We start from the raw sequence: 15,262 nt of genomic DNA on the forward strand, positions 1-15,262 counted from the left end.
CTTTTGCTGCGACAGGCTGAACGTCTTAAAGCACTGCGAGGCTGACAACCCATGCGATCAGGACCGAAAGTGGCCCCATGATCTGACGGCTGATCAGAACTGCCGGAACACCAATTTCGATTGTCTTGGGTTTCGCCTCACCGAGCGCGAGACCAACCGGCACGAAGTCACAACCGACCTGCGTGTTGTAGGCAAAGAGCGCAGGCAGGGCCATGGCCGGAGCGATTGTGCCGTTGGCGATCTGCGGTCCTATGATCGCCACGCCGACGACCTGCGCGATAACCGCGCCCGGTCCGAGGATTGGGGACAGGAACGGCAAGCCGCAGATGGCGGAAAGGACGAGCAAGCCGACAATATTATTGGCTAGCGGTCCAAGCGGCTGGGCAAGAATATCGCCAATGCCTGTATAGAGGATCAGACCGATCAGCATGGTCACGAATGCCATGAATGGCAAAACGTTACGGATAACCTGATCGATTGTGCGGCGCCCCGCCTGGAAGAAGATACCAACCACACGGCCCATGACACGACCGATACTGCTGATCAGTCCGACCAAGCCGCCTTCGCTCGGCTGTTCTACCGGCGCAGGCTCTTCTTCAACTGCGGCAACTGCAGGGGCAGCGGCGGTCGAGCCGTCAGCAGAAACGATGTCTTCCGGCTTCACACCTGACACGTAAATGTCCTCGGTGATGAACTGCGCCAGTGGCCCGGATTGTCCAACCGGTGTGATGTTTACCGTTGGAATGCGCTTGCGCGGATAGACGCCGCAGCGGGCAGTGCCGCCACAATCGACAACCACGACTGCCATTTCGCTTTCAATTGGTGGTGAGCGGAAGCCATCAACGGCCTCTGCTCCGGTCAATTCGGCAATCCGGCGTGCAAGCGGATGAATGCCGCCGCCAGTGACCGAAACCACCTTGTTGCGTTGCTCTGTCGGCTGAATGACAAGCGGACCGCCCCAGCCATTTGAGCCGCGGGAAATTTTAACTGCCTTATAGGTCTTTACCATGTCGTCCTCCCCAATTCCCGCTTAAAGCTCAATGCCTTGACGCCGCGCCATGATGGCGGTGATGCGTTCTGTGAGCATGCCTTTAAGGAGGATCACGACGAGACCAACGATGGCGTACCAGATGGCGACGTTGATGTGATAACCCGTTGGAACTGCGCCCTTCTTCTCAAGTTCGAGAAGTGCAACGAGCACGCCGCCCCAGACAAAGTATTCGCCCGGATTGATATGCGGGAAGAGACCCAGTGGCGGATGAACATAGGAAACAGCCGCGTCATAGAAGGCGGGCTTGTATTTTTCGTCCAGAAACGACCCGAATGTGTAGGCCATCGGGTTGGTCAGGAAGAACACCGAAAGAACCGGCAGAACCGTATAGCGGGTAAGCGCGATACGTCCGGCGCTGCGGGCAATGCCGTGGACGCGCTTTTCACCGACCAGTTCGGTTACGGCATAGAAGGCGGTCATCAGCACGACGAGCGTCGGAATAATACCCGTTACAAACCCGGCAAAAACTTCGCCGCCCTTCTGGAAGACGCCAATGAAATGCTTGCCGATTGAAGCAAGCCAGCCCAGCTGTTCTTCTTGCTGGACGTTCTGAAGGCGTTCCTTGAACTGATCAACGGTAATTCCGCCGCTGCCGACATCGGCTGGCGCGGTGGTTGTTGCTTGCGCAAGCTGCAGAAGATCATTTCCCGCGTGCTCTGCAGCATGTTTGCCATGCAGGGCCGCATCGGAAATCATGCTGCCGGCCATATGTATAGATTGCATTGTTACGTCGGCATGTTGTGCCAACATCGTCACTATCGACATTGCTCCTCCTCGATTGCTTGTTTCAGGCAAGCAACTCCTATGCTCCCACTGCCTTCAGACCTTCGAGTTCGATCCCATCGGATTGATCTCTTATGCGACCGATCTGCTCTATCGCCTGCTTGGCAGCAGCCACCACTTCAGGCGTTCCTTCTCCAATTGCGGGATTGTCCTGCAACTCGCTGAGGCGCATGCCCTCAAAGCCTTCGCGGCGGCTGAATTTTGCAAAAACTGTTCGTCCGCTCATTTGCAGGAAGCGTCGCACCACCAAATTGCGGTCTACGACGAGCAAAACAATAACGCCTCTGCCGAAGCGGCCTCGCACATGACCCGCGCCGACAAAGCCGTCAGAATATTTCGAGGTGATGCCTTTCATCACATCGGAATAGTGACGCATCTGAAACCAGACGCCCAGAGACTGAAAGCCCCAAAGCAAGGCGAGCGCCAGCAAAGCCCATTGCCAGATAGCCATTTTGTTCTCCTCCCACGAAGGACGAATAGGATATTTTCCGAGTTCGTCCTTCAGTAAATAGAGAACATTTGTCTTCTTGAATGTCAATATGTATAATTTTGTCAGCAAATGAAGACGAATGACGACTGACATTGCAATCGGTTTCGCATAATGTCGTTTGTAAACGGGAGGCCGCTCGCAACATGGATTTGCTACTCAGAGAACAAATGGCATCGATGCCAGATTTGCGTCATCGACTGCGCCAGCTGCGTTGGTTCAGGGCGACGTTCCGTAAACATGCGAGCTTACTGCATGAGCTTTATGGCGTCGAATATGAGATTGATGAAAAGAAGCTCACAGAAGCCTTCCTGAACTGGGTGGAGCTCGTTAATCAGAACAAGCGTTTCGCCAAGGTGGATCGTAAGGATTTCATCACCTTTGCTGCGGGCCTTGTGTTGCGAGAGCTGATCCGCTTGTCACCTGCGAAGGTCGTTTCGCCGCCAAAGCACGCTGCAGACGATGCCGCGCGTCTTTACGAAATCGTCAGCTTCTGGCCAGAAGGTTTTCTCTACACAAACTACTGTATCTGCGCGATTGCTGCTGTGCAGGAGCAGGAATTCGGTACTGTTCCGGATATCGATCAGTGTGCTGATGAGCTGCGGACATGGTGGTCTTACAAGGAAAACGTCTCGGAAATGCCGGGTTATGCGATAGCATTTCTTGATAAGTTTCTTGGTAGCGAGCCGAACTGGGTCATGCCGGATCTGGCGTCGGCGCGTGCAGCGGTGAAGCGTGCTTTGGGGGCTGATAATCCGGTCACGAAGATCCAAAATAATTAGTGGCCGCTTTGTTCCAGTGCGGAAAGTGCTTATTCCACTCGGAATATCTGCGTTTAACCAGCACCGGAGCCGGGCATTTCAAAGGCTCATATTCCACCATACCAGTCATAGCCATAGTCCTCCCAGTAACCACCTTTCCCACCTTGAATGGCCGCAAAGCTTGAGACAAGCTCAATCGACTTGATGTATTTGCTCATCTTGTATCCGAGTTGTCTCTCTACGCGCAGACGAAGCGGAGCTCCGTTTTCTACCGGCAGGACACGATCATTGAGACCATATGCCAAAATAGTCTGCGGATGACGGGCGTCGATGAGATCTATGCTGCCGTAAAATGACGCTGCTCCTTTCGCGCCGTCTACCCTATCGAAGCAGTGGAAGACGACAAAGCGCGCGGATGGCGTGGGGCGTGTCACATCGAGAATCTGGCTCAAGGGGACGCCTGTCCATTTGGCGATTGTACTCCAGCCTTCCACGCAGTCGTGGCGGGTGATCTGGGTGCGCCCTGGCATGTTGCGCAGTTGCTCCAGCGAAAAACTTGTCGGTTTTTCCACGAGACCTGTTACCTGCAAAACATAGTCTGAGAAATCGGCTGCGCGAAGTGCTTCATATTCTTCCGTCGCAGGATTGGTTTCACCATTCGGTTTTTGACCCTGACGCAGCTCGCTTTCCCCATACTCCCTTGCAAGTGCATTATGTCCCTGCAGTTGCCGTTGAATGAGGTAGGTCAGATCGTTCGCCTTTTCGAGGACTTGCCGCGTAGCGCTTTCGTTGTTGCCGACAAAATCGAAAGCATCACAACCGCTCAACATAATGGAAGAGGCTGCGGCTCCGGAAAAAGTTAGGAACTGTCGTCTGGAAAGATTCAGCTTGCTCATGGGTGCCTGTCCTCGTCTTTTTTCGGAAGATCGGCGCGATACCAACCGGAAATCATCGATCGCATTTCGTTGAACGGACCTGCCGCAAGCACCATCACGATATGAATGACGACGAATGCGCAAAGCAGGAAAACGGCTACAAAATGAAGAGTGCGGGCTGTCTGGCGTCCGCCGAGCCATTCCGTCAGCGGCAGTACGGCATCCATGCCGGGAGACATGGCCAGCCCCGTAATTATAACCATCGGGAAAAGGCCGAAAAATACCATGCAATAGGTCAGTTTCTGCATAGGATTGTATGTTTTCCCATGCTGGAAACGAAATTTTAGATGGTTGAGAAAATCGCCGGGCAGGCTCTTTATTTCCAATGCAGATGGCAGTAGCTCGTTCTTCAGATGCCTGTTCAGAACACTGCCGATCAACCATAGCATGAGCGTGCCCACCAGAACCCAGGCGAAGAAGAAGTGAACCACACGTCCGGTTGCCAGATCGCGATAGGACGGAATGGTCAACGCTGGGGGAAATGCCTGATAGTCGGGAGCGCCTGTGGCTCCCGATACGCCGAGAAAACCGGTTGTCTGGAAGCTTTTGCCCAAGATATCGACACGACCTTCAGGGCCGCTTTCGCCCTCGACGGCATAAATTGCCAGAATGGCATTATCATAGTCGAAACCGGATTCGTTGCCGAGATAGAGTGTGGGGTGCGCATTGAATATCTGCAGCCCGGACAGCAGCAGAAAGAAGAGGCTTGCAGCCCAAATCCAGTGTGTGAGACGCGTCAGCAGACGCTGGCGATAGACGAGCTGTTTCATGATGTTGCGCTCCGGTAATTTGCCCGCCAATCGTGAGGGAAGACTGGCGGGCCAGAACAATTACTGTGGCTTCTTCATGGAGTCGGACTGCATTGCGTCCTGTTTCATGGCATCGCTCTTCATCGCTTTGTCGTCATGTTTCTTCATTTTCTTTTTTGTATCGCTATGCATGGCGTCACCTTTCATGGCGTCATGCTTGCCCATGGAATCCTTCTTCATAGTGTCAGACTTCATGGTGTCGGTTTTCATCGCGTCTTGCGCGAAAGAAACCGGCGTGAAAGATATAGCGGCAAGCAGGGCGAGCGCCGGAAGGACGATGATGTTCTGTTTGATGGTCATGACGATACTCCTGTTCATCTGGGCGCCAGCGGCGCGTAACGGGAGGAGTTTCGACAGGCAGAGGCAAATGGTTACACCGATCACGGCGATGTGATCACCTCATTGGAAGATGTAACCTTTTCCGCTTCTTTCACGAATATGCCGGTGATTGGGAGTTGTAACCTGACCTATTCGAACGAAGAGAGGTTGAAAAAACTGATGATATTGGCGCTCGACGGAGACAAGGCAGCCTATCGGACCTTGCTTGAGGATCTGTCGCGCCGACTGAAACCTTATTTTCTGCGGCGTCTTTTCGGCGATAAATCGCAAGCGGAGGACCTTATTCAGGAGACTTTGCTGGCGATCCATACCCGACGCATAACCTATGATCGGGGCATGGCGTTTCTACCCTGGGTGAATGGAATTGCACATCACAAGCTTGTCGATCATCTACGCCGTCACGGGCGTGAGACTGCTACACCTCTGGAAGAGGATGTTCCCGTGTCCGATGATGCTGAAGCCGCCGATGCGCGCATGGATGTGGACCGGATGTTGAGCGGTGTTTCCGAACGCACGGCAGGTTTGATCCGCAAAGTAAAAATCGAGGGACAATCCATAGATGAAGCCGCACGTGACACCGGCTTGAGCCAGAGCGCGGTCAAAGTCGCCATCCACCGCGGTCTTGCAACAATAGCGCAAAGATTTGGAGGCAAAGGGCATGACCGATGATCTGATCGACAAGCTGACAGCAGATGTCAAACCGGTTGGCCCTCACGCAATGCGCCAGCTTTTCTTGCGCTATGCGACGGGAGGCATTGTAGGCGGGCTTGCGATTATGCTGGTTTTCCTTGGCGTGCGTCACGATTTGTTGTTGGCGATGACGACGACAGCCTATTGGATGAAATTCGGCTACGCAGTCCTGCTTTTATTGATACTGATCCCCGCATTATTCACCTTGTCGCGGCCCGTTCGCACGGGATTGCACTGGTTGCCGCTGGCCATACTTCTGGCTTGTCTTGCAGGCGCTGCATCAATCCAGCTGCTGAACGCCGAGCCCGGACAAGCAGAGGTGTTGATATGGGGGCGGACGGCGTTGGTCTGTCCATGGTTGATTGTTCTCATCGCTCTTCCCATGCTCGGGTTTCTGCTTACTGCCATGCGGCGGCTTGCTCCGGCCGATCCTGCTCTGACCGGTCTTGTCGCCGGTATCGTTGCTGGCGCCGTAGGAGTTCTTATCTATTCACTACACTGTCCGGAATCCGGAATGCCGTTTATTGCAATCTGGTATACGCTCGGCATCGCAATCATGGGTTTTTTGGGCATGATTGGCGGGCGCGTTTTACTCAAATGGTAAGACCTGAAAGCGGACAGCTTCTATCCTGGTTTGAACCAGTAACAGACCTCTCACTGGCGAGTTAACTGCTAGCCCCGGACGAGTGGGCTTTGATCTTGGTTGAAACACGGCTTTGCCGTGCGCTCTGCATAACGGTGGCAGAACCTCGTCGTCTTCAAAGCAAACATGGTGAATTAAACTCACTGGGCAATAACGGTCAAAAACATTTTGGATTCTCCCCAGAATGCGTTAGCGTCTTCGCAGTTCCGTGGGAGGACCTTATGAAATGCAGTGGGGGAAGTAATCTGCAAAAACTTCCCGCTTAGTCGTGGTGTCTGCACCATGGCAAAATCTATTGGAGTGAGGAGGAAATATGCAAATCTTTAATCGGAAAACGACTGTTTCTCTGGCTACCGCATTGGGGCTTGTGTTCGGTGCTGCTCAAGCGAAAGCCGAGGAGTTTGTAAATATTCTGACCGGTGGCACCAGTGGCGTCTACTACCCGCTCGGCGTCGCTATGGAAAAAATCTATTCGAGCATTCCTGATGTGCGTCCCTCGGTTCAGGCGACGAAAGCATCCATTGAGAATATCAATCTCATCAACAGCGGCCGGGGTGAAGTGGCGTTCACGCTGGGCGATTCCCTGCGCGATGCCTATGAAGGCAATGAAGCAGCCGGTTTTAAAAAGAAGCTCACCAATCTGAGCACGCTTGCGGCAATCTATCCGAATTATGTGCAGATCGTCGCCTCCAAGGAATCCGGCATCAAGACATTGGCTGATCTCAAAGGAAAGCGTTTGTCCGTCGGTGCACCGAAATCGGGAACCGAACTCAATGCGCGCACCATTCTGGGGGCTGCCGGACTTTCCTATGATGATCTCGGCAAGATCGAATATCTGCCCTTCGCGGAATCCGTCGAGCTGATGAAGAACCGCCAATTGGATGCAACCTTGCAATCTTCCGGACTTGGCGTCGCCTCGCTGCGCGATCTTGCCAATTCCGTGGACATCAATGTGGTTGAGGTTCCGGCAGACGTTATCGAGAAAATCGGCGCGCCGTATCAGGTCAACACGATCCCGGCGAATACCTATAGCGGGCAGGACAAGGATGTCGTGACAGCTTCCGTGATCAACTATCTGATCGTTCGCCCCGATATGGATGAAGAACTGGTTTACCAGATGACCAAGGGGCTATTCGAAAATCTCGACCAGCTAACTGCCGCCCATTCTTCCGCAAAGGCAATCAAGCTCGATAAAAGCACCATCGTGTCACCTGTTCCGGTTCATCCCGGTGCTCTGCGTTACTACAAGGAAAAAGGCATCGAATAGGCTGGCAGCAATCCTGCGCGGCGGTTGGTACCCGGGTGACAATCCCGGGTTCCTTCCTTTTTCTGACAGACGGTGTCCGATCCTTGTTAATCGGATCGCTCCCTTAACTGTTCATTTTAAATGCACAATCTGATGAAGGTTCGTTCATGACGCAGAGCGAGAACAGCGCCGTAGAATCGGCCGAGCATATTCCCGCCTGGGGCACAGGCACAGGCGCAAAAGTCCTGTTTGCCATCGCCGTGGCTTTTTCGGTTTTCCAGCTTTGGACTTCCGCTTATTCACCACTGCCAAGTCAGGTGGTCCGCTCCGTCCATGTCGGATTTCTGCTTCTGCTTCTCTTCGGCCTTTACGCCAATGCGAGCACAGTCGCTGCAAAGCGAGCGGCCTTCTGGCTGGCGGCCATCGTTGCTTTCGTGCTCAGTCTTTATCATTGGGTTTTCTACGAAGACCTGGTGATCCGGGCTGGCGAACCCAACACGCCGGATATCATAATCGGCATTCTCGTGGTCGCTCTCGTCTTCTGGGCGGGAAAAAAGATGATGGGTTGGACCTTACCTCTCATCTGCGCGATCTTTCTGGCTTACGGCTTGTTCGGACAATATCTCCCGCACCCGTTCAACCATCGCGGATATGATTTCGAGCAGGTGGTCGAAGTTCTCTTTCTGGGAACAGAAGGAATTTACGGCACGCCGATCTATGTCTCATCGAGCTATATTTTCCTTTTCATTCTGTTCGGCGCATTTCTCGAACGCGCGGGCATGATCCAACTCTTCAATGACATTGCCATGGGAACGGTTGGCGCGTCGCGTGGCGGCCCTGCAAAAGTTTCGGTGATTTCGTCAGCCTTGATGGGAACGATCAACGGTTCCGGTGTCGCCAATGTTGTGACCACAGGCGCTTTCACCATTCCGCTCATGAAGCGCTCCGGTTTCCGCCCGGCATTCGCGGGTGGTGTCGAAGCCGTTGCGTCGATGGGTGGCCAGATCATGCCCCCGGTCATGGGGGCGGTTGCTTTCATCATGGCTGAAACGCTGGGTCTGCCTTATGTTGAGATCGTCAAAGCGGCAATCGTACCTGCTATTCTCTACTTCATAACTGTCTTCGTGATGGTTGACCTTGAGGCGCGTCGCCTCAAGATGAAAGGCCTCAATAAAAGCGAAATGCCAAGCGCTCTCGAAGCAATCAGAAAACGCTGGTTTCTGGTTCTGCCGCTCGTCGCATTGGTGTGGCTCCTTTTCTCCGGCTATACGCCACTTTTTGCAGGCACTGTCGGCCTCAGTCTGACCGCGCTCATCATTCTCGGCGTGCCGGTTTCCGGCTCGATGTCGATGCCTTTGCGTGTGCTGTTCTGGGTCGCGCTCGGCGTCATGTCAGCAGCAGCCTTCGGCACGACCTTCAACATTTTCGGCTATGCCCTGCGCGGTATTACGCTGATCATCGCCCTCGTTGTGCTGCTGGTCATGATAAATTTTCTGGTGCGCGGTGGTCGGGAAACGCTCAGTCTGTGTCTTCAAAGCCTCGGGGAAGGTGCCAAGAATGCGCTGCCCGTGGGCGTTGCCTGCGCGCTGGTTGGCATCATCATTGGCATTCTGGCGCTTACCGGAGCCGGGTCTACTTTCGCTCGTGTGATTGTCAGCGTTGGAGAAAACTCACTGTTCTTCTCGCTGGTGCTGACCATGCTGGCCTGTCTGGTACTCGGTATGGGCATTCCGACTATCCCAAACTACATCATCACATCCTCGATCGCTGGCCCAGCACTCCTTCACCTGGAAGTGCCGCTTCTGGTATCGCACATGTTCGTCTTCTATTTCGGTATCATGGCTGATCTCACGCCGCCTGTTGCGCTTGCGGCTTTTGCGGCAGCGCCAATCGCGCGCGAGTCCGGCATGAAGATCGGCATGCAGGCGATCCGTATTGCGGTTGCGGGTTTTGCCGTGCCTTTCATGGCGGTGTACGAGCCGGTCATCATGCTTCAGGAAGGAGGGCCTCTTTCGGAAACGCTCGGGTTCTGGCCTGCATTCGCCTATATGTTCATCAAGGCACTGCTCAGTATTCTGCTATGGGGCGCAGCCGCTATCGGCCATCTTCGAACGCCGTTGAACATGTGGGAACGCATATGGGCTTTCGTCGCTATCGCGCTGATGCTCGCAACCTATCCCTATAGCGATGAACTCGGTTTTGCTGCCTGTGCAGCTTTCCTTGCATGGCATTTCTGGAGATCGCGACCTTCCGTCGTCGCGTCATCCGGTTGATGGCGGTCTGCATTGCGACGGCTGGCGGCGTACTGAAAATCGCCGCCACGAGCTTTGTTCTTTCATGGACGCACAGCGTTGAGAAAGTGCCATGGCAGGAGTTCTGGAATGTTACGTCCCAGGGCTTGGTATTGTCAGAAGCTCGCATCAAAGGCTCTGGCGCAGGCATGGATCCACCTGCCGATGCCGTTCTTAAGGACGGTTGGTATATCTATCACCCAACCATCCCTCCGCGTCATGAAATTGTTCTGGCTGCCTCCGGCAAGACGACTGGAGGCTGGACTTTCTGTTCGGAACAAAAATGTGTTGAACTTGGAAAGACGGAGGAGACACCGATCCATATCAAGTCGTGTAGTTAGGTCTCTTTTACCTGTAGTTCACTCGTTCTGCTCACCTTGATGTGCGACGGCTTAGCACAAGAAACCTGCGAAATAGCGTTTTGCTGCGACGTGATCTGCCTGTGAGCTGGGAAAAACGGGGAGCCATGATGGCCCCCCGTTTCATAGGCGATGTGATGAGAATTAGTGCCCAGAAAGCACAAGGGTCTGCACTGGCATCATCACGGCTTGTATTCGCAGGATCATGGCATGAACGAGCGCGGTTGCGTCGACGGCATGCAGGAATATCGACCGCAGCGTACCCGCTTCACCGGATTGCAGTTCCTCGTGATTGCTCGTGTAGGCATTGGCCACACAACTGCTACCCGGGGGTATGCCTGCAAGCTGTCCTTCGTAGAGAGGCTCCAGAGTGACTGTGATTGTTCCCGGTTTCGCCAATTGCTGGATGTCGACCAACTGATCGCTGGCGCGTACCTGTCCGCCAGCGATAACGTCTTGCACCTCGGTTACAACCATAGGGATAATCGTGAACGGCTTTCCGATACATGTAGCTTCAGCAATCATGCCGGGCTTCATGACTTGTGCCTCAATCTGACCGAATCCTGCGATAAGAGCCGTTCGGCCTGCTGTTTCTGGCACCAGTATGCCAGCAGGGCGGAGCAGTGGATTGACGACTTCACCTGCGCGCAGGGTGAACTGTTGAACGGTTCCCGAAACGCCCGCCTTCACGATCGTTTTATTAAGTTCAACTTCCGCCTGAGCGGCGGCAGCTTCGGTGCTTGCCCTCTGCGCCGGAAGTAATGAGGTGATTTTGGTTTCGAGCGTCTGCTTGCTGGCGGTTGCGGCTGCCAGTTCGCTGCCTTTGCCATCGGCTATCGACTGGAGACGTTCAATATCCTTGCGGGCGACGATGTTTGGGTTGCGGCGTTGCAGTTCAAGCTGCGTGTTTACATCGTTCTGTGCTTGAACAAATGCTATCTCACCTTGCTTGATACGGGCGTCGGCAGCGACAAGATCGCTTTTGGCGACAACCATCTCCGCATCGATTTCTGCAATGCGTTTCCGGGCTGTTTCCAGCGCGGCTTTTTGTTTGCTGTCGTCGAGCTTGAAGAGCGCCTCGCCGGCTTTTACCTTCTGGTTTCGCGAGACATATACCTCATCGACACGTCCGCCTATTTCAGGAAGGATCGTAACGGTTCGAAATGCAGCCGTTACGTTAGATGTAGACGGATGGTAATAGAAGATCATCGTAATCAGGGAAATTGTGAGGATGAGGCACGCCGTGATCCCCCATCTGAGTTCAAACCACATGGAATAGATCGTGATCTCGTGTCCAATTCGCTTTCCCTGGCCAAATCGACGGTAAAGATAATCTGGAAGTATGGTGATCATCGAACAAAGCAGGAATTCGAACATTATTTCTGCTCCTCTTTGTTCTGATCGAGGGATAATCCGGTGTCGGGCGCGGTTGTCGAAGCGGCAACATTTTGCGGCGTCGGTGATGCAGTCTGTGACGAAACATCATCGCCTGTCGTTGGGGCGGATGGCGGAATCGTCAGGTGAAGTCCTCGCCGAGCAATGGTACGCAGAGACCTTGCCATTGATGTTACCGGCGACAGGAAGTCTGGAAGATCCGTCATTGCTAGCAAAAGAGCTGCAATCCAGAAGAGCTGATTGTGGGTGAAGAGCGCTATCAAGCCCAATACAGCAACAAGCTGAATCTGAATCTTGTTCGTCTGATGAGCGATGTGTTCGGGGAGAGCATGGAGTCTCAGGTAGAGAATACCAGTTAAGAATACTACGCAGATAAGAAAAATAATGACGATGTTCAAAAGTACATCGGCTTGACCTGGGGGTGTTATAAATGCGGGTATGTGTCCGGCCGCTGCTTTATGCACGGCATCTGCTGATTGAACCATGTTGCCTCCAGCCTTTGTTTGTTGGCGTCCCATACGCTTCACCGGATGGTGGCGATAGAGAGCTCGGCTGTTCACCAACAAATGTGCCCGAAAAATGTCAGGCACTCCTTATTATATCAGATCGCAATAACGTTGTCGGAATTTCATTTTAGGATAGGGAAAATTACCAAATGCGCCGAGAACTATAAACAAAGTAAGCCATGGTTAGCCGCTCGGAGCCTGATATCGTCACGTTCATTATGATTCAGGCTCTTGTGTTCAGAGCAATGACAGCAAAGTCTTCTGCTTGTATCGACGCTCAGGAAGCTTCTGCCGCTTTTTGTTTGATGACCTTTGGCATCCCTTCCGACTGGATTGTGTGAAGCGTATCACGCAGCGCTGAACCGAATACGCCATTTGTTAGCTTACTGGGAAGGATATCGGGACACACAGACGCAACCGCACGGATTATTTCCTCGGGCGTCTTGATGTCTTTCAAGCCGGTCTGAAGCTCGGTCGCTTTGGGGTCATTCAATGGAACCGGGTGGCCGTCGTCCTCCTTTCGAGCCAGATAGGCGAGCCACGCAGCGAGAGCAAATACGAAGGGTCCGTACGGTTTGCCCGATGCCAGAGCTTCCAGGGCCGGGGTTGTGATGCGTTGGGGAAGCTTCTGTGTTCCATCCATTGCAATCTGTGCGGTGGAATGGGCGATAGCCGGGTTGGCGAACCGCTCGGCAAGAGCCGCAGCATAGGCGTCGAGATCGATGGACAGTCCTTCTACAGTTGCCGCAGCGACAGCAAGGTGACGACGGACGAGTACAGCATGATCCGGGTCGGCCATCACGTCTCGGACAAAGCTTTTACCCGAGAGCTGCCCGCTATAGGCAAGCATAGAATGTGCCCCGTTCAGCATTCGCAGCTTCATGCTTTCATATGGGGCGACATTGTCGACAAAGAGGGCGCCAGCACATTCCCATTCCGGTCGTCCGGCACAGAATTTGTCCTCAATCACCCATTGGCTGAAAGGTTCGGTTTCAACGGCAGCGTGATCTTCTCGCCCCGTCAGCTCCACGGCGAGCTTGACGGTCTGGGCATTTGACGCCGGCGTGATCCGATCCACCATAGTGGACGGGAAGGCGACTTTTTCTGCTATCCAGCGCGAAAGCAGTCTTCCACCCGTTTGATCGGCGAACGCCAATACTGCGTCCCGCAACTTCTGACCATTGTGAGAGAGATTATCGCAACTGAGCACCGTGAAGGGTGGCAATCCACCGGTCATACGGCGAGATAGCGCTGCCACAATAAGCCCGATCACGCTGGTGGGCGCGTCTGGATTAGCGAGGTCAGCGACGATTGCCGGATGCTCACGATCCAGCCTACCGTCACTGGTGATGCCATATCCTTTTTCCGTTACGGTTAAACTGACGATGCGACATCCGGGCGAGGTCATCGCATCCAGGGCATCATTGCCAACCGTCGGGCCGGATAGCACCCGGTTCAGTGCGCCAATCACACGTGCTTCTGTGACCGGACCGCGTGTGATCAGGGTATAGCGCCCGTCTTGTGGATTCAGACTATCAGCAACGGCGGTTCCGCGCAGCGACACTCCCGTCACCCGCCAATTGCCACCTTTCTGTGCCAACACGGTATCGGTATAGGATAACAAGTGCGCGCGGGCAAAATTGCCGAGGCCGAGATGAACAATACCGACCTCGTGATTTTCGGGAGTATAAGCGGGCCAGCTGGCTGCTACGGCATCGTTCACCAGTGCTGAAAGCCGTGTCACTTGTCTATCCTGACATTTGGATGGGACAGGGCGGTCATGATTCCGCGCAATTCGGCCAGGCCTTTCAGGCGCCCAATGGATGGATAACCCGGCTGAGCGCGTCTGTTCAGATCATCGAGAATATCCTGACCGTGATCAGGGCGCATAGGAATGCGCCAGTCGGCACGACCTTCGGCCTTGCGGCGGTTCTCCTCTGACAAAATGGCAGCAATCATCGCCACCATATCCGTATGGCCTTCAAGATGAGCGGCCTCATGGAACGATCCGCCAAGGTGGGCTTCTTCAAGTGCGACATTGCGCAAATGCAGAAAATGCACACGGTCACCCAGGCGCTTCATCATGCCTGGCAGGTCATTATCGGCGCGCGCGCCCAGCGAGCCAGTGCAAAGTGTGATACCGTTCGCCGGAATGTTTATTGCATCCATGACCGCTTTATAATCAGCTTCGGTGGACATGATGCGCGGCAGTCCGAGAAGGGGGAAGGGCGGATCGTCTGGATGGCAGCACAGACGTACGCCAAGCTCTTCCGCAAGCGGACTCACCTCTGCCAGAAAGTCGATCAGGTGGTTTCGCAGGCGCTCTGGCGAAATATTGTCGTAATGGGCGAGATGAACCTTCACATCGTCCATCGACATGCGTTCGGCAGCGCCAGGCAGACCGAAGACGACGTTGCCGGAAAGCTCAAGCCGTCGCTCCTCGGACATCTCCGCAAAACGCTTGCGTGCAGCTTCGATGAGTTCAGGTTTGTAACTGTCCGATGCGCCCTTGCGTTCGAGCAGAAACAGATCGAAGACGGCGAAATCGAGGGCGTCGTAACGCATGCAGGTTGCCCCGTTCGCCAGCCGATAGGCAAGGTCGGTGCGTGTCCAGTCGAGGATGGGCATGAAATTGTAGCAAATGACCTCGATGCCTGCGTCACGCAGGTTATGCATCGATGTCTTCCAGTTCGAGATATGAGTTTTCCAGTCACCTGTCTGGCGTTTGATATCTTCTGAAACCGGAAGGCTTTCCACGACTTCCCATTTCAGTCCCGAAGGTTCGCCGTTCTTCATCCGGGCAATTTCGACCTGCCGTTTTTCGATTTCGGCGGGCGACCAGACGGATCCGGTCGCCACATGGTGCAGGGCGGTGACAACGCCTTCAACACCTGCTTGTAGCATATCATCGATGGATACGAGGTCCTTGGGGCCAAACCAGCGCCAGGTCTGTCTCATTTATTCGTC

Annotated in this window: 16 protein-coding genes; 6 read left to right on the plus strand and 10 right to left on the minus strand. The window is 54.0% G+C overall.

Translation table 11 applies throughout. The features are described from left to right. Nucleotides 1-25: 25 nt before the first annotated feature. The 3 genes from srlE to FG152_RS00335 are packed head-to-tail and all read right to left on the minus strand — an operon-like array spanning nucleotide 26 to nucleotide 2,285. Nucleotides 26-1,009 carry a PTS glucitol/sorbitol transporter subunit IIB gene (srlE, locus tag FG152_RS00325; protein WP_010659290.1) on the minus strand — a complete coding sequence of 328 codons (984 nt, stop codon included), beginning with the start codon at nucleotides 1,007-1,009 and terminating at the stop codon, nucleotides 26-28. Nucleotides 1,010-1,030: 21 nt separating this feature from the next. Further along, complete coding sequence (gene srlA, locus FG152_RS00330) at nucleotides 1,031-1,816, minus strand: PTS glucitol/sorbitol transporter subunit IIC (protein ID WP_029376020.1); 786 nt, start codon at nucleotides 1,814-1,816, stop codon at nucleotides 1,031-1,033. Between the two features lie 37 nt (nucleotides 1,817-1,853). Continuing rightward, nucleotides 1,854-2,285, minus strand: a complete 432-nt coding sequence (locus FG152_RS00335) for a transcriptional regulator GutM (RefSeq protein WP_029376019.1) — start codon at nucleotides 2,283-2,285, stop codon at nucleotides 1,854-1,856. Nucleotides 2,286-2,467: 182 nt separating this feature from the next. Between FG152_RS00335 and FG152_RS00340 the strand changes: the two genes are divergently transcribed. Continuing rightward, on the plus strand, nucleotides 2,468-3,103 hold the full coding sequence (locus FG152_RS00340; protein ID WP_029376018.1) for a hypothetical protein: 636 nt from the start codon (nucleotides 2,468-2,470) through the stop codon (nucleotides 3,101-3,103). 86 nt (nucleotides 3,104-3,189) lie between these two features. Here FG152_RS00340 and FG152_RS00345 read toward each other — a convergent pair whose 3' ends face one another. Genes FG152_RS00345 through FG152_RS00355 form a run of 3 tightly spaced genes read right to left on the minus strand, consistent with a single transcriptional unit; the run spans nucleotide 3,190 to nucleotide 5,126 of the window. Further along, the gene (locus FG152_RS00345) at nucleotides 3,190-3,978 is read right to left on the minus strand and encodes a molybdopterin-dependent oxidoreductase (RefSeq protein WP_010659286.1); all 789 of its coding nucleotides are present in this window, start codon (nucleotides 3,976-3,978) and stop codon (nucleotides 3,190-3,192) included. Next, the gene (locus FG152_RS00350; RefSeq protein WP_010659285.1) at nucleotides 3,975-4,787 is read right to left on the minus strand and encodes a cytochrome b/b6 domain-containing protein; all 813 of its coding nucleotides are present in this window, start codon (nucleotides 4,785-4,787) and stop codon (nucleotides 3,975-3,977) included. Before FG152_RS00350 ends, FG152_RS00345 begins: the two co-directional genes overlap by 4 nt. A gap of 60 nt (nucleotides 4,788-4,847) precedes the next feature. Continuing rightward, entirely contained in the window at nucleotides 4,848-5,126 is a 279-nt protein-coding gene (locus FG152_RS00355; protein WP_029926454.1) for a pentapeptide MXKDX repeat protein, read from the minus strand. Between the two features lie 198 nt (nucleotides 5,127-5,324). Here FG152_RS00355 and FG152_RS00360 point away from each other — a divergent pair, with 198 nt between their 5' ends. The 5 genes from FG152_RS00360 to FG152_RS00380 all read left to right on the plus strand — a co-directional run bounded on the left by FG152_RS00360 (nucleotide 5,325) and on the right by FG152_RS00380 (nucleotide 10,376). Further along, the gene (locus FG152_RS00360) at nucleotides 5,325-5,834 is read left to right on the plus strand and encodes a sigma-70 family RNA polymerase sigma factor (RefSeq protein WP_029376017.1); all 510 of its coding nucleotides are present in this window, start codon (nucleotides 5,325-5,327) and stop codon (nucleotides 5,832-5,834) included. Further along, nucleotides 5,824-6,459 carry an NrsF family protein gene (locus tag FG152_RS00365; protein ID WP_010659282.1) on the plus strand — a complete coding sequence of 212 codons (636 nt, stop codon included), beginning with the start codon at nucleotides 5,824-5,826 and terminating at the stop codon, nucleotides 6,457-6,459. The genes FG152_RS00360 and FG152_RS00365 overlap by 11 nt, the downstream gene beginning before the upstream one ends. Nucleotides 6,460-6,811: 352 nt before the next feature. Next, complete coding sequence (locus FG152_RS00370; RefSeq protein ID WP_010659281.1) at nucleotides 6,812-7,765, plus strand: TAXI family TRAP transporter solute-binding subunit; 954 nt, start codon at nucleotides 6,812-6,814, stop codon at nucleotides 7,763-7,765. A 146-nt stretch (nucleotides 7,766-7,911) separates the two neighbouring features. Then, complete coding sequence (locus tag FG152_RS00375) at nucleotides 7,912-10,017, plus strand: TRAP transporter permease (protein ID WP_010659280.1); 2,106 nt, start codon at nucleotides 7,912-7,914, stop codon at nucleotides 10,015-10,017. After that, nucleotides 10,017-10,376 carry a DUF1850 domain-containing protein gene (locus FG152_RS00380; protein ID WP_012093428.1) on the plus strand — a complete coding sequence of 120 codons (360 nt, stop codon included), beginning with the start codon at nucleotides 10,017-10,019 and terminating at the stop codon, nucleotides 10,374-10,376. Before FG152_RS00375 ends, FG152_RS00380 begins: the two co-directional genes overlap by 1 nt. 162 nt (nucleotides 10,377-10,538) lie before the next feature. Here the strand turns inward: FG152_RS00380 and FG152_RS00385 are convergent, their stop codons facing one another. From FG152_RS00385 to uxuA, 4 genes are all read right to left on the minus strand, one after another. After that, nucleotides 10,539-11,771 (minus strand): HlyD family secretion protein, encoded by a 1,233-nt coding sequence (locus FG152_RS00385; protein WP_010659278.1) that lies wholly within the window; start codon nucleotides 11,769-11,771, stop codon nucleotides 10,539-10,541. After that, nucleotides 11,771-12,274: a hypothetical protein gene (locus tag FG152_RS00390; protein WP_036563570.1), complete on the minus strand. Its 504-nt coding sequence runs from the start codon at nucleotides 12,272-12,274 to the stop codon at nucleotides 11,771-11,773. Before FG152_RS00390 ends, FG152_RS00385 begins: the two co-directional genes overlap by 1 nt. 298 nt (nucleotides 12,275-12,572) lie before the next feature. Then, the gene (locus tag FG152_RS00395; protein WP_010659276.1) at nucleotides 12,573-14,039 is read right to left on the minus strand and encodes a mannitol dehydrogenase family protein; all 1,467 of its coding nucleotides are present in this window, start codon (nucleotides 14,037-14,039) and stop codon (nucleotides 12,573-12,575) included. Continuing rightward, nucleotides 14,036-15,253 (minus strand): mannonate dehydratase, encoded by a 1,218-nt coding sequence (uxuA, locus tag FG152_RS00400; protein ID WP_010659275.1) that lies wholly within the window; start codon nucleotides 15,251-15,253, stop codon nucleotides 14,036-14,038. Before uxuA ends, FG152_RS00395 begins: the two co-directional genes overlap by 4 nt. Between the last annotated feature and the right edge of the window lie 9 nt (nucleotides 15,254-15,262).

Source organism: Ochrobactrum sp. XJ1, from assembly GCF_024701725.1.
Classification (GTDB): Bacteria; Pseudomonadota; Alphaproteobacteria; order Rhizobiales; family Rhizobiaceae; genus Brucella; species Brucella anthropi.

Excerpts from the sequence above, each read along its gene's own strand:
- FG152_RS00375 (WP_010659280.1), top strand. The coding sequence starts at position 7,912 with ATGACGCAGAGCGAGAACAGCGCCGTAGAATCGGCCGAGCATATTCCC.
- uxuA (WP_010659275.1), bottom strand. The coding sequence starts at position 15,253 with ATGAGACAGACCTGGCGCTGGTTTGGCCCCAAGGACCTCGTATCCATC.
- FG152_RS00380 (WP_012093428.1), top strand. The coding sequence starts at position 10,017 with ATGGCGGTCTGCATTGCGACGGCTGGCGGCGTACTGAAAATCGCCGCC.
- FG152_RS00385 (WP_010659278.1), bottom strand. The coding sequence starts at position 11,771 with ATGTTCGAATTCCTGCTTTGTTCGATGATCACCATACTTCCAGATTAT.
- FG152_RS00365 (WP_010659282.1), top strand. The coding sequence starts at position 5,824 with ATGACCGATGATCTGATCGACAAGCTGACAGCAGATGTCAAACCGGTT.
- FG152_RS00335 (WP_029376019.1), bottom strand. The coding sequence starts at position 2,285 with ATGGCTATCTGGCAATGGGCTTTGCTGGCGCTCGCCTTGCTTTGGGGC.
- FG152_RS00355 (WP_029926454.1), bottom strand. The coding sequence starts at position 5,126 with ATGACCATCAAACAGAACATCATCGTCCTTCCGGCGCTCGCCCTGCTT.
- FG152_RS00360 (WP_029376017.1), top strand. The coding sequence starts at position 5,325 with ATGATATTGGCGCTCGACGGAGACAAGGCAGCCTATCGGACCTTGCTT.
- FG152_RS00345 (WP_010659286.1), bottom strand. The coding sequence starts at position 3,978 with ATGAGCAAGCTGAATCTTTCCAGACGACAGTTCCTAACTTTTTCCGGA.
- FG152_RS00390 (WP_036563570.1), bottom strand. The coding sequence starts at position 12,274 with ATGGTTCAATCAGCAGATGCCGTGCATAAAGCAGCGGCCGGACACATA.
- FG152_RS00340 (WP_029376018.1), top strand. The coding sequence starts at position 2,468 with ATGGATTTGCTACTCAGAGAACAAATGGCATCGATGCCAGATTTGCGT.
- FG152_RS00350 (WP_010659285.1), bottom strand. The coding sequence starts at position 4,787 with ATGAAACAGCTCGTCTATCGCCAGCGTCTGCTGACGCGTCTCACACAC.
- srlA (WP_029376020.1), bottom strand. The coding sequence starts at position 1,816 with ATGTCGATAGTGACGATGTTGGCACAACATGCCGACGTAACAATGCAA.
- FG152_RS00370 (WP_010659281.1), top strand. The coding sequence starts at position 6,812 with ATGCAAATCTTTAATCGGAAAACGACTGTTTCTCTGGCTACCGCATTG.
- srlE (WP_010659290.1), bottom strand. The coding sequence starts at position 1,009 with ATGGTAAAGACCTATAAGGCAGTTAAAATTTCCCGCGGCTCAAATGGC.